Origin of the sequence: Microbacterium sp. SMR1, from assembly GCF_003289625.1 — a bacterium.
GTDB classification, from domain to species: domain Bacteria; phylum Actinomycetota; class Actinomycetes; order Actinomycetales; family Microbacteriaceae; genus Microbacterium; species Microbacterium plantarum.
The window spans coordinates 482444-495905 of sequence record NZ_QMBN01000003.1 but is presented as its reverse complement, the minus strand read 5'-3'; the positions used below and the strand labels follow the sequence as shown (position 1 = coordinate 495905).

The window sequence follows — 13462 nt, the reverse complement described above, 5'->3', positions numbered from 1 at the left end:
GCCCTGGCTTCCATAATCAGCGCGCGACGAAAGGTGTGTGTTCGGGAGTCGAGGGCGTCGCCTGGATGTCGAGCTGTAGAGCGCTTATCAGGAGCTGTGTCCCCAACATCAATGGGAGTGCCGCCAGCATGACGGTCGCGGCCGTGGCGATGACGGAACCGAGGATCTGGAAGAAGAGCCAGACGGTGACGACGAGCCCGAATCCGAGGAAGATGAGGCCGAGGAACAGTAGCAGAGCGATCGGCGAGAAGGACCAGAGCACATAGCGGTACCAGATACGGTGCCAGAAGCCGACCGTGAGCCGGTGCATGAGCTCGGGAACGACTTTGCCGAGCTTGATGCTCGAGACCTCATCGCCGTAGACAGCTGGAATGGGGACATCGACGGCCGACACCTGGAGGATGTTCAGGTGGATCAGCAGATCGTTCTCGAAGCTGTAGCGTTTGGCCACGCGGTCGAGGGGCACCCGTCGGAGTGCCTCGGACCGGATCGCAGTGTATCCGTTCTGCGGGTCGAAGAGATTCCAGTAACCCGACGAGAGCTTCGTGATGAACGACAGGACGATGTTGCCGAAGACACGGTACCCCGGCATCCCGCTGAACGACTCGGGAGAGTAGAAACGATTCGCCTTGGCGAAGCCGTATCCGTCTTCGACCACGCGGTCGAGGAGGTTAGGCAGGTACTCCGGATCCATCTGAGCGTCGCCCGCCATGATCACGTTGACGTCGCTGCCGAGGTCCAGGGCGGCACGGTGCCCGGTGATGATCGCACCGCCCACTCCCTGATTCACCTCGTGGCGGATGAGGGTGACCCGTGGGTCGCCCACCCGCTCGGCGGCTCCGCTCGTGTCATCGGGACTGCAGTCGTCGACGATCACGATGTGATCGACGAACTCGGGCATGGTCTCGATGACCTTGGCGATCATCAGTTCCTCTTTGTATGCCGGGACGACTGCGGCCACAACGGCGCCTTTATACATGCGTGGAAGAACCTTTCGGACGGGCGAAGACCCAGTAGCGGTATGCGAAGTAGTTGCCCACCGTGGTCACCGCTACCGCGATGACCTTTCCTGCGAGCCACGGCCAGCCGAGGGCGTCGGCCGAGGCGACGATGCCGGTCGTGAGGGCGGTGTTGAGTGCCACGAGCAGTGCGTACCGCACGACACTGGGAGCAACCGCGTCCGTCGCGCGGAACGCGAACAGACGCTGGAGCGTGTACGTGACGACGAAGCTCGCAAGGAACGCGGTGGGCGTTGCGACGGCGAGCGGGACACCGGCGACGTCATGGAGCAAAGCGAGCAGACCGACGTCGAAGGCGAACGCGAGGCCCCCCATCACGAGGTAGCGCACGAGACTCGACGACCAGATTCGGTGAAGACCGCCGCTACGCGGCACAGAAGTCTCCGATGGCATGGATTCCATTCTGCCAGTTCAGCCGTGTTGACCCGGACGCTTCTCAGCTCGACCGGCCCGGGCCCGCAGCGCAGCCGAGAGCAACGTAGCCGCGCGGCTGTCGAACGAATGCCGGGCGCGGACGGCGTTCCCGATCACCTCGGCGTCGTCTGCGTCGGGGAACACCTCATCAGCAGGCTGCCGGAGCAGGTCCAGAAGCTCGGGAACGGTGCGGTACGTGCGCACCATGCCGCCGAACAGCTCGTCGATTCCCTCGACGTCGTCGCTGATCGCGCGTCCGCCCGCGGCGACGACGTCGAAGAGCCGGTTCGAGATGAATCCGGATGCTTGCATGGCCGGCCAATGGTCGTTGAGGACGAGGCGCGCGCCTTCGTATAGGGCGGGCAGTTCGGCGTTCGGCACCCCCGCCGCGACGACAGACGACGCGGGGATCCAGCCGGTCCAGTCGGGGCCGTAGACGTCGACCTGGAAGCCGGCGCGGATCGGCTCGATGACGGAGGGACGCGGGATGCCGCGGGCCGTGCCGACGAAGACGATCCGATCCGTGCGCTCTGCACCCGTGGGGTGGAAGCGGTGCACGTCGGTGCATTGCAGCAGCGGCTCGATCGGCCCGAGCGATCCGGCCGTCGACCGGATCCACTTCTCGGAGGCGGCGAAGACGTGGTCGAACGCGGCGGTCTCGTCGCGCGTCAGCTGGTCGGGGTGGCTGATGATCCACAGCAGCGAGATCGCCGATCGGTGGGGATCGATCCGCTCCGGTCCGCGCAGGACCACTTCGACGTCATCGAGATGGTGGGACGGTCGATTACGGGCCCCGATGGAGTCGATGACGACATCCTGCCCCAGGCGCCGGAGCGCATCGGCGAGCCCGCGCGCGAAGTGCGTGTCGCCCCACCACTCCGCACCGAGCCCGGCTGGAGCAGCGGTCTTGAGCGCCCACCGCAGCCGAGGCGCCGCGGATCGAGCCGCGGGCGATCGCCGTCCGAGTCGCGCGTCGTCGTCGTGGACCGCGGCCAGACCGATGCGGGCGACCAGGTGGTCGAGGTCGTCGGTCATGCCCCGGGCCGCCTCGACCCGCGCATGCGCCGGGAGATGACGCTCAGGGGAGATGACCCACGCGTCGGTGCGGACCTGGGCGGTGTCCGGCATCGCCGAGGTGCCCACGGTTACGGCGAACGTCGACGAGGCGATGCCGTCGACGGACACGCGCTGGCCGAGACCGCGCGCGTCCTCCGCGGGGTGCCCGAGCAGGAGCGGATGCAGCCGAGGTCCGCGCCGCACCAGCCCGCAGTTGATCACGACGCCGTCGATATCGAGGACGAGGGGCGACGTGATGCCTGCATCCGTCTCGGCGAGGGCGACGACGCTCTCGGTCGTGATCTCGTCACCGGCCCCGCGGACGATCAGGCGAGAGCCGGAACCGAGCCGATCCGTGACGCTGCCGACGACGGAAGACAACGGCTCATCGGCGATGACGAGTGTTCCGGTGGTGCCCGCCGACGCGGCCACGGCCGGCACCCAGGCATCCGGTCGTTCGCCGTTGACAGCGAGGACGAGACGGGCACCGATGCGGCGACTCGCCTGCGCGGCCGTGTCCATCGTGAGGCTGAAGTCGCGCTCGTGCCCGGCGAGGCGCCACAGGAGCACGACGTGGTTGGAGGCGAGTTCGGCCAGGTCGCTCTCCGCGGCGGTCCGCCCTGCCGGGGAGAGCGCTCGGGTCGCAAGAGCCGAGATCCGGTCCGCGCGCATCTGCGCACGATCGCCCGGAAAGCCGAAGGCCAGGGCTGACCCCGCCTGCAGGCCGCGCCAGGCGTGGCCGAGCGGGCCGGCAGGATCGTCGGAGGACTCGGGGTGGGCGAGGGCGTAGCCGGGGGCGTCCCACAGCAGGCTCGTCCGGATGCGTCGGCGGTCGTTCACCAGGTACGCGTACAGGGCCGGGACCCTCCCCGCATCGGAGAGCTGCATCGACACCATCTGTTCCGAGAACAGCGGGTTCAGGACGAAACCGTCGCGGAAGCCCCGGCGGACATAATGCCGCACGGCGGCGCGCGGGCTCAGGCCTGGCCGCTGGGCGGAGACGGCGACCGGGTCGACGATGTCGGCACGGTTGATGGTCCGCGCCCACCAGACCCGGTCGATGCGGCGGATGATGGGGCCGCCCCACCAGGAGCCCCGGACGTCTCGCACGCGCGAGCGGGCGACCGCGGCCGCGCGCCGGATGGTCGTCCGGACGATGGTGCCGGGCGACGCGGCGCGGGGCGTCACCGACCGCGCTCGAGGACCTCGAGCAGGTACGTTCCGTATCCGGACTTCACGAGCTTCGCCGCGCGGTTGCGCAGTTCGTCGTCGGAGAGGAACCCCTGACGCCAGGCCACCTCCTCGGGAACGCCGATCCGCAGACCCGTCCGTCGCTCCATCGTGCGCACGTAATCGGCGGCGTCGGTCATCTGATCGAAGGTGCCGGTGTCGAGCCAGGCGGTGCCGCGGGGGAGGACCTCGACCTGCAGCTTGCCCCGTTCGAGGTAGGCGCTGTTGATGTCGGTGATCTCGTACTCGCCGCGGGGCGAGGGCTGGAGGTTGCGGGCGATGTCGATCACATCGTTGTCGTAGAAGTACAGGCCCGGCACCGCGAAGTTGCTCTTCGGCTCGCGGGGCTTCTCCTCCAGCGACACGGCGCGACCATCGTCATCGAACTCGACCACGCCGTACGCGGAAGGCTCGCCTACCCAGTACGCGAAGACAGCCCCGCCGTCGACGTCGGCGTAGCGCTTGAGCTGTGAACCGAGGCCCGGTCCGTAGAGGAGGTTGTCGCCGAGGACGAGGGCCACCTTGTCGTCGCCGATGAAGTCTGCGCCGATCGTGAACGCCTGTGCCAGCCCATCGGGGGACGGCTGCTGCGCGAACGTCAGCGAGATGCCGAACTGGGATCCGTCGCCCAGGAGCCGCTCGAAGAACGGCGCGTCGTGCAGCGTCGTGATGATCAGGATGTCGCGGATGCCCGCGAGCATCAGCGTCGACAAGGGGTAATAGACCATCGGCTTGTCGTACACCGGGATCAACTGCTTCGAGACGCCCAGCGTGATCGGGTGCAGACGCGTGCCCGAACCGCCGGCGAGAATGATGCCCTTCATGATGCTCAATCCTGCCAGACGCCGTCGCCGGGTCAGCGTGAGACGGCCCGGGAGTCCGCCGCCCCGCGTCGGACGCGGCCGCGAACGCCCTCCCACCGGCCGGCGAATGCCGTCCATCCGTCTGTGATCCGGTAGTCATTGGCGCGACGCACACCGATCGCGAGGCCGGCCAGAACGAATGCCCATCGCTGCCACGCCGGAAACGGGTGGCAGCGATACACGTACCCGACCCCGCGCCCATAGGCACGCAGCTTGCGGCGGCTCTCGGCCCGTGTCAATCCGGCGGTCTCGTCGATGCCCCCGACCTCGGCCTCGGCGTCGTGCACCCAGCCGAATGCGGTGTCGATGTCCGGGCGTCGAGCTCGCAGCCGCATCAACAGGTCCGTTACTTCGCCTGCCTGCCAGGGCGTCGCAGCGCCGGTGCCGATGCTCTCGTCGAAGCCGCGCAGATCGCGGAAGACGGGCAGCCGGATCACGAGCCCCATCTCGATGACGGACCAGACGTTGCGGTTGTCCAGCGGCGTGCCCACGGGCGGCAGATCGAATCGTGCGCCCGAGGGAGTTTTGACATGAACGGCCCCCGCGGTGGAGCTCGCGAGCGCCCGACGAATCGCGATGACGCTCCCAGCCGGAAACGTCGTGGTGTCGTTGGGGAACATGACCAACGCATCATCGATGTCGTCCGCGCCCTCCCAGACGCCGGTATTGCGACCTAAGGATGCCCCGAGCGGCGAAGTCACGACACGGATGTCGCCCGATGATCGCGCCCGCCAGTATGACGCCCTGGCGGCAACATCATCGAGCCGACGCTGCGCCACGATGACCAGCCGATCGCCTGTCGCCAGCTGCCCGGCGACGCTCTCGAGTAGCCGCTCGAGCGATTCGATCCGGCCGAGCGTGGAGACTACGAGGAGGAGCCGAGGATCTTTCATTCCCCGCCGCCTTCGACCAGAGCGATGAAGCAACGACGCGTCCGTCGCGCCAGGAGCACGGTCGACAGGGACTCCGTCACGGCGAACCCGACCGCCACCCCGAGGGGGCCCGCGAGCCATGCGCCGACGAGCATGGCCGGCACGCCCACGATCGTTGCAGTGACCGTCGCCCACATGACGCTCTTCTGAGCTCCGGCTGGAAAAAGGACGTGGCGCGTCATGGAGGTGCGGAGCGAGTACATGGCGAACCCGATCCCCAACGCGAAGCAGACGCCCATCGCGGCGCCGGCGCGTCCGCCGAAAATCAGGGCGGTAACGGGCGGTCCGGCCAAGCCCAGCACGATGGCGCCGAGAGCCCCGAAGCCGCCGTGCATCAGCAGCGCGACGCGCAGTCGTTTGCCTCGCTCGAAGCCGGATACCTCCGCTGTCCAGGACTGCAGGGCGTTGGCGAGCGTCAGGGGCAGGAACTGCCCGAGCTTGGCGAGCTTGTCGGCTGACGCGAAACCGGCGGCGGACGAGCCCGACGCGATCGTGTTGACGAGCGGCATCGGCACCGAGGAATACGCGCCGAGCGCCCCGTCGTTCAGGGCGACGGGCGCTCCCAGACGGAACAGTCCCGGTATCTCGCGCAACGGCGGCCAAGGCGACGGGTACCGCCGGAGAAGTCGCAGGGTGTATGCCGTTGTACCGACCAGCGTGACGAGGATACCGACGATCGGGTATACCTCGACCGGCACGCCGTTGACGATCGCGAGCATCGCCGCTACGGCGACCAGCAGGCGCGGGATCGCGTCGTAGAACAGGATCGAGCGTGGGTCGCCGACGCCGACCGCGAACCACGTGAAGGACAGCCCGATCAGGGCGCCTTGCAGCCCCATGAGCGACGCGAGCAGAGCGTGACCCGGCGCCGCCACCGCGGCACACAGGATGACGAGCAGCGGCAGCGCCACCAGGGACATGGCCAGTCGCACCACCACGGCGTCCCGATACAGGCGCCCCCGTCTGACCGAGTCAATGGTGCCGGCGATGAGCGCGGGGCCGACGGTGGTCCAGCCGTACGCGACGGCGATCGCCGCGAACGTGCCCACCGATTCGCCGGCGATGGCGCTGGCCCAGCCGTCGTCGCCCGCGGAGCGAGACACCGCCGGCAGTACGACGAGGGGTGACACAGCGGCGATCGCTGGAATGAGCGTGAAGCCGAAGAGGCGTGCCCGCAGCGAGCTGATCTCAGCCACGCGGGTGCCTCGCTCCGGCGGCAGCGCGCAGCACGTCGGCCACGCCGAGCGCCGACGCATCCCAGGTGAAGCGCTCCGCCCAAGCGCGTCCGGCGGTGCGGCGTTCCTCTCGCTCCCCGGCCTCGAGCTCGAGCACGCGCGAGATCTCTCGGCCGAACTGCTGCGGGCTCCGAGCGTCGGCGTAGAACGCGTGCTCGCCCCCGACTTCCCGCAGGACGGGCACATCGTTGGCGACGACCAGGCAGCCGGCGCCGAGAGCATCCACGACGGGCAGACCGAAACCCTCGGTTAGTGATGGACAGGCATAGACCGTGGCCGCAGCGTAAAGCGCTCCGAGCTGCTCGTCGCTCACCCAGCCTGGGAGCACGACGTCGGACTCGAGACCGAGCGCGGCGACGGTCTCATCGAGGGGGTCGTGCTCGCCGCCGCCGACCACGACCGTTCGGGGCCGCAGGCCCGGCTCGATCGTTGCGATCGCGGCGAGCAGCCCCGCGAAGTTCTTGTGCGGCATACGGTTGCCTGCACTGAGGAGGAGCGGACGTTCGGTGTCGAGACCGAGGGAACGCAACGCCGGCTCGGGGTCGGCGATGCGTCGTGAGGGCGCGGTCCCGTTGTGGACGACGGTGATCCGGTCGGCGGCGAGCCCGAGGTGATGCGAGATGGCGGCGGCTGCGGCATCCGAGACGGTCAGGACACGGTCCGCGGTTTTTGCTGCCCGATCCATCAGCGACGCGGTGATGGATCGGGGGAGGCGCGCGATGCCTGTGCCGGGCACCTCGTGATAGATCACGTCGTGGATCGAGACGACGCGCGGGACGGCGCCGCGCGAAAGCGGTCCGAAGTTCGCGGGCGACCAGACAAGGTCGGCGCGGGCATGGCGAGCCCGTCGACCGACGGCGAGGATCTCACCGAGGGCCCACGTGGCCCGGTCCGCGCCGACCCACCGGATCGTGTCAACCCGCCCGGGGAAGAAGCGTGCGACTGCCGCCGCCCCGGAGCGGCCGGTCAGGGCCACGAACTCGACGTCGGGCATGACGCCGGCGAGCCGCGGGAGAAGCTCCCGCACGTACGTCTCAGTGCCGCCTCGGCCGCCGTTGTACCCCAGAAGGTCGACGAGGATACGCATCCGCGATCAGCTTTCGATGACGGCTTCGGGTTTCTGCTCTCGGCGCGGGGTGGTGAGCACGCCGGAGAAGAAGCTCATCATCATGGTCTGGAATCCGAGGATGATGGTGAGCGCGCTCGGCACGGCGATCCGGACCGCCTGCGCGGCATCCTGCTGGCCGAAGTCGGCGCTTCCCCACACGCTGACCTGCACGATCCCGATGACGATGCCGAGGAGGAACAGCGCGACGCCTGCGAGCAGGCCGCGCTCGGCGGACCATTTCGCGACGATGCGCCGATACCGTTCGCTGGTCGGCAGGAAGCCCTCCTGCGTCGCGTACAGCTTCGTCAACCAGAAGAACAGAAGGGCTTGGAAGCCCGTGACGCACAGCGCGCTCGCGTAGACCATCGTCGTGACGTCGAAGCCGATCCCGCCGATCTCCACGCCGCCGAAGGCGAGCACCGCGACCGCGATGGCGCCGAGGAAGAACGCCACGAGGCCGGGGTAGACGAAGAGCCAGCGCGGTGCGAACAGGAGGAGGAAACGCAGGTGGCGCCAGCCGTCGTGCCAGCTGCGCAGGTGCGGTGGGCGCGACCGACCGTCCTTCTTCAGCGTGGTGGGGACTTCCTCGATCCGGTACTTCGCGAGGGAGGACTTCACCACCATCTCGGAGGCGAACTCCATACCGGTGGTCTGCAGGTCGAGCGCGCGCATCCGATCGCGGTTGAATCCGCGAAGACCGCAGTGGAAGTCGCGGACGTTGGGGCGGAAGAAGAGCTGACCGATGGTCGACAGCACCGGGTTGCCCAGGTACTTGTGCAGCGGCGGCATGGCACCGGGCTCGATGCCGCCGGCGAAGCGATTGCCCATCACGAGGTCGGCGCCCGCTCGCAGGCGCTCGACGAATGGCTCGAGGTTCTCGAAGTCGTAGCTGTCGTCGGCGTCGCCCATGATGATGTAGCGTCCGCGGGCGTTGTCGATGCCGTTGATCAGTGCGGCGCCGTACCCGCGGCGGCTGGCCGCGGCTACGCGTGCGCCCAGGCGGAGCGCGATCTCCTGCGAGCCGTCGGTGCTGCCGTTGTCGGAGATGAGGACTTCACCTGAGATTCCGGTGCGGGCGAGGAAGCCCTGCGCCTTGCGGATGCAGACTTCGAGTGTCTCGGCCTCATTGAGGCACGGCATGAGAATCGTCAGTTCGACCTCGGTGGACGGGGATGCAGCAGTCACAGAGTGTCTTCTTTCGTGTTCCGGGCGATGCGCCGCGGTGTTTCGAGGGCTTCGAGGATTCCCTCGACGGTACGGCGGATTGTGCGGGTCTCGATGGCGGAGTCGTACCAGGCGCGCGCGGTGCGACGAAGAGTGTCGCCGCCGTCGGCGACGGCGCTGATCGCGGCCGCCAGGTCGTCAGCCGACGCGGAATCGGCGACGACGCCGTTGATTCCGGTCTCGACCAGCTCGGTGGCGGCATTGCCGGGGTCGGCGACGAGGACGACGGGCGTGCCGTGCGCGTTCGCCTCGACCACCACGAGGCCGTAGCCCTCGCGGCGAGACGGATTGACGACGCAGAGGGCCCCGTGCATCAGCTGGGCGAGTCGCTCCTCGTCGACGAATCCGGGGAACTCGGTCCACTCCTCGCCACCGGACTCCGCGACGGCGGCGCGCACGGCGTCGCCGCTCGGTCCGCGCCCAAGCACGACGAGGCGCAGGCCGGGTATCTGCCGGCGTGCCGCGGCCACGGCAGCGGGGAGCGTTTCGACCCGCTTGTCGGGGATGTGACGTCCCACGTAAAGAACGTACGGTGGCTCTGATGCCGAGGTGACCGGGCCCGCTTCCACCGTGGCGTCGATGAGGCCCGGGCTGATGATCGGAGTGGAGCGCAATCCTTCGTTTCGTAGCCGTGTCGCGCTGAGTCGCGAGTGGCACGTCGCGAGCGGGGTGATCGCAATGGCGGCGCGTTGGAGCACCCAGGCGATGGTGCCGGTGACGGTGCCGGAGTATTCGAGCCATTGGCGCCGCGGCCAGACCTCGAGGTAGTCAATGACCAGGCTGGTGCGCGATCCGAGCAGAGCGAGGCGGGCGGCGAACACGTTGAAGATCGGCAGTCCGCTCACGATGACCGCGCTGTATCGACGACGCCGACGCACGAGGGCCCCGAACAGGCCGGCGGCGAATCGCAGTGCCGCAGGGATGCGCCGGACCCCATCGCCGGAGTACAGAGAGAGGCGGCCGGTGATAGGAACAACGGTGAAAGCTTCGGGCAGCTCGGCATCATCTTCCCACTGTCGCGACGTGAGGTAGTCGACCTCGTACCCGAGCGTCGCCAGCTCGTCCGCGAAGGCGCGGTATTGCCGCTCCCCGCCGCCGGTGGTGAAGGGGAAGAGGCAGTCGTAGGCGACCGCGAGACGACGACGCGACGCCACGATCAGCAGCCTTCGATGCGGAACAGGCGCGCTTCGGGACCTTCCGAATCCACGAGCACGAGGTGGCGACCCGGCGCGAGGTCCTGGATGCCGTCGTAGATCACGGCCTGCGACTGGTCCATGACGTCCTGCCGTCCGAAGTCCAGGACGTAGTCGATTCCGAGGTCGTCGACCGTTGAGCAGACGGTCGGGTCGGTGTCGATGTTCCGCAGGTGCGAGTTGAGGTAGACGAGTTCGGGGGAGGGAGATCCGAAGATGTGCCGCTGGGTCACTTCGCGATCGGACAGCGCGAGCGCGAGCGACGCGCCGGTCCGCGGGCTTCCGATGATGAGCGCGTCCTCGCTGGTCTCCTCCGGGACCCGATCGAGCAGAGCTCGTTCGTCCGAGGTGAGGAGGACGGAGTCGTCTGTGTAGGCGTAGGCCTCACGAACCTGCGAGAGCGCGATGCGGGTGTTGGGGCCGACGGCCACGGAGAAAACTGCGATCACAGCGACGACGAGGGCAAGGACGCGGGCCCAGCTCGGCGCAGAGAGCCGCGCGAGGGCTCGGCGCCCCGCGTCGTAGATCCCGAGTGCGCCGAGGACGGCGACCGGGATGGCGGCCATCGGCAGCAGAGCCGCGAGACGGTTCGAGTCGTTGTACCAGGGGTTCGTGAGGAACTCGCGGACCGGGTGGTCGATGCGCAGACCCGAGGCGACGACAAACAAGAGCACGGCCACCGCGAATGGCGCGAGCAGAGGGAGCGACGTCGGCCGTCGCGCCGCCACGACCGCTCCGGTCACGAGGAGAACGGCGATCACGATGGTCGGCGTGTATCCCCGAGGTGAGGCCAGCGCTGCCTCACCGAACGCCTGCGCGAGGTTCTGCCAGGGCTTCCATCCCGAGTGCTCAGCAGAGGTGCGGAAGACCGACCACGTCGCGACGCAGACCAGCGCGAAGCCCACCGTGCTCGCCGCGAGCGTCCACCACCCGCGCCGTGACCGTGACGTGATCGCGCGTGCCAGGAGGGTGCTCAGGACCGTCGCGGCGGAGAAGGCGAGGAGGGCCAGGAAGGCGTTCGGGTGTCCGAGGAAGACGCCGCCGGCGAGGAGAGCCACGAGGAGCACCGCCCGAACGACCCCAGCGGGCTTGCGCTCGCCGAGCGCGAGGACCACGGCGGCGAGCCCGGCGGGAGCCATGGCGTAACCGACGAGGTTGGGGTAGAGCACTCCCCAGTTGAGGAAGAGCGCGGGGAACGCGCCGAACCCCGCCGACAGGGCCGCCGCGGCGACGTAGGCGGCTCTGCGACGATGGAACATCGCCCCGACGAGCGCCATGATCGAGGCGGGCCACAGGATAGCGACGACGCCGAGGTTCGCGGCGTTGATCCCCGCCGGAACCGAGACGCCCGTCAGCTCGACGACGAGCGTCGTGATGGCGTGCCACGCGTTGGGGTAGCCGCCGATGTCCGAGGTTGCGCCGATCTGGAACGGCGAGGCACTGCCGTTCTTCACCGCGAGGCCGATCGCGTTGAGATGGACGATGTTGTCGAACCGCTGCGCGATGTTCTCCGGGCCGCCGAAGGCGCGTGCGAACAGGATGCCCAGTCCGCCGGCCGATGCCGCCAGCGCGCCGGCCGCGGCAAGCAGTGTGCCGCGGGACGAGGGTGCGTCGTCACTCCCCGCGAAACGGCGCAGCACGAGACCGATGCCCGCGACGACCGCCGTGATGATCGCGAGCGGGATCAGACCCCAACGCAGACCGACGAGCGGGGCGACCGTCGCGGCGACGGCGGCGATCGTGACCGAGACAGCCGGAGCGAGGAGCCAGCGTGAGGGGTTGCGCACGCCCCAGCCGGCCGCCATCACGACGCCGCCCGGGGTGATCAGGAGGAGCGCAGCGACGAGGATCGACGGAAATATGCTGATCCAGCTGTCCATTCGATCCCGACTCCGTCACTGCGACAATTCGACATGCCATCGTAGCCGACGCCTTCATCGGGCTTTCCCACGCTTTCCTCAGGCCCGTGGAAAGCGTCGCGTAGGATCGGTGACGCCCCGCCCGGGGGCGCCCATTCGCTTGCCCCGAAACGAAAGCGTTCGCCCCATGGACCTCCTCATCGTCGGCTCCGGCTTCTTCGGCCTCACCATCGCCGAGCGTGCCGCGGCATCCGGTCGCAAGGTGACGGTCATCGACCGCCGCCACCACATCGGTGGCAACGCCTACACCGAGAACGAGCCGACCACCGGCATCGAGGTACACAAGTACGGGGCCCACCTGTTCCACACCTCGAACGCGACGGTGTGGGAGTACGTCAACCGGTTCACGCAGTTCACGAGCTACGTCCACCGCGTCTACACGACTCACAAGGGCGTCGTGTACCCGCTTCCGATCAACCTCGGCACGATCAACCAGTTCTTCCAGGCGGCGTACACACCCGGTGAAGCACGCGACCTCATCCAGGAGCTCGCGGGCGAGTTCGACCCCAAGCAGGCGAACAACCTCGAGGAGCGCGCCATCGGCCTGATCGGCCGTCCGCTGTACGAGGCGTTCATCCGCGACTACACCGCGAAGCAGTGGCAGACCGATCCCAAGGAGCTGCCCGCGGAGATCATCTCGCGTCTGCCGGTCCGCTACACCTACGACAACCGCTACTTCAACGACACCTGGGAAGGTCTCCCGGTCGACGGCTACACCGCCTGGCTCGAGCGCATGGCGGATCACCCCAACATCGAGGTGAAGCTGAGCACCGACTTCTTCGACGAGTCGCAGCAGCTCAACAAGAAGTCCACCGTTGGTCAGGTGCCGATCGTCTACACCGGTCCCGTGGATCGCTACTTCGACTACACCGAGGGTGAGCTGTCGTGGCGCACGCTCGACTTCGAGCAGGACGTCCTCGACATCCCCGACTTCCAGGGCACGAGCGTCATGAACTACGCCGACGCCGATGCGCCGTACACGCGCATCCACGAGTTCAAGCACTTCCACCCCGAGCGTGCTGATCGATACCCGACCGACAAGACCGTGATCGTCCGGGAGTACTCCCGCTTCGCGACTCGTGCGGACGAGCCCTATTACCCGGTCAACACGGCCGACGACCGCGCGGGTCTCCTCGCCTATCGCGAGCTCGCCAAGGGTGAGCAGGACGTCCACTTCGGCGGACGTCTGGGCACCTACCAGTACCTCGACATGCACATGGCCATCGGCTCGGCGCTGTCGATGTGGAACAACCACCTCGCATGAGGATG

General features: G+C 68.2%; 11 protein-coding genes. 1 reads left to right on the top strand and 10 read right to left on the bottom strand.

Annotation, left to right across the window (positions count from 1 at the left end; translation table 11 throughout):
• Positions 1 to 16: 16 nt before the first annotated feature.
• From DO944_RS12040 to DO944_RS15685, 10 genes are read right to left on the bottom strand one after another with little or no spacing between them, the layout of a single operon-like run.
• Positions 17 to 961: a glycosyltransferase family 2 protein gene (locus DO944_RS12040; RefSeq protein ID WP_181574231.1), complete on the bottom strand. Its 945-nt coding sequence runs from the start codon at positions 959 to 961 to the stop codon at positions 17 to 19.
• A 10-nt stretch (positions 962 to 971) separates the two neighbouring features.
• Complete coding sequence (locus DO944_RS12035; protein ID WP_181574230.1) at positions 972 to 1412, bottom strand: GtrA family protein; 441 nt, start codon at positions 1410 to 1412, stop codon at positions 972 to 974.
• An 18-nt stretch (positions 1413 to 1430) separates the two neighbouring features.
• Positions 1431 to 3677: a glycosyltransferase gene (locus DO944_RS12030; protein WP_112617373.1), complete on the bottom strand. Its 2247-nt coding sequence runs from the start codon at positions 3675 to 3677 to the stop codon at positions 1431 to 1433.
• The gene (gene rfbA, locus DO944_RS12025; protein ID WP_112617372.1) at positions 3674 to 4543 is read right to left on the bottom strand and encodes a glucose-1-phosphate thymidylyltransferase RfbA; all 870 of its coding nucleotides are present in this window, start codon (positions 4541 to 4543) and stop codon (positions 3674 to 3676) included. Before rfbA ends, DO944_RS12030 begins: the two co-directional genes overlap by 4 nt.
• Positions 4544 to 4575: 32 nt before the next feature.
• Positions 4576 to 5475 (bottom strand): glycosyltransferase family 2 protein, encoded by a 900-nt coding sequence (locus tag DO944_RS12020; RefSeq protein ID WP_112617371.1) that lies wholly within the window; start codon positions 5473 to 5475, stop codon positions 4576 to 4578.
• Entirely contained in the window at positions 5472 to 6710 is a 1239-nt protein-coding gene (locus tag DO944_RS12015) for a lipopolysaccharide biosynthesis protein (RefSeq protein ID WP_146752038.1), read from the bottom strand. The genes DO944_RS12020 and DO944_RS12015 overlap by 4 nt, the downstream gene beginning before the upstream one ends.
• Positions 6703 to 7836, bottom strand: a complete 1134-nt coding sequence (locus tag DO944_RS12010) for a glycosyltransferase family 1 protein (protein WP_112617369.1) — start codon at positions 7834 to 7836, stop codon at positions 6703 to 6705. The genes DO944_RS12015 and DO944_RS12010 overlap by 8 nt, the downstream gene beginning before the upstream one ends.
• A gap of 6 nt (positions 7837 to 7842) precedes the next feature.
• Entirely contained in the window at positions 7843 to 9042 is a 1200-nt protein-coding gene (locus DO944_RS12005; RefSeq protein WP_258524708.1) for a glycosyltransferase family 2 protein, read from the bottom strand.
• Complete coding sequence (locus DO944_RS12000; protein WP_181574229.1) at positions 9039 to 10235, bottom strand: glycosyltransferase family 4 protein; 1197 nt, start codon at positions 10233 to 10235, stop codon at positions 9039 to 9041. Before DO944_RS12000 ends, DO944_RS12005 begins: the two co-directional genes overlap by 4 nt.
• A 2-nt stretch (positions 10236 to 10237) precedes the next feature.
• Positions 10238 to 12154 carry a DUF6541 family protein gene (locus tag DO944_RS15685; protein ID WP_181574228.1) on the bottom strand — a complete coding sequence of 639 codons (1917 nt, stop codon included), beginning with the start codon at positions 12152 to 12154 and terminating at the stop codon, positions 10238 to 10240.
• A 166-nt stretch (positions 12155 to 12320) separates the two neighbouring features.
• Between DO944_RS15685 and glf the strand changes: the two genes are divergently transcribed.
• Positions 12321 to 13457: a UDP-galactopyranose mutase gene (gene glf, locus DO944_RS11995; RefSeq protein WP_112617367.1), complete on the top strand. Its 1137-nt coding sequence runs from the start codon at positions 12321 to 12323 to the stop codon at positions 13455 to 13457.
• The last annotated feature ends 5 nt before the right edge of the window (positions 13458 to 13462 follow it).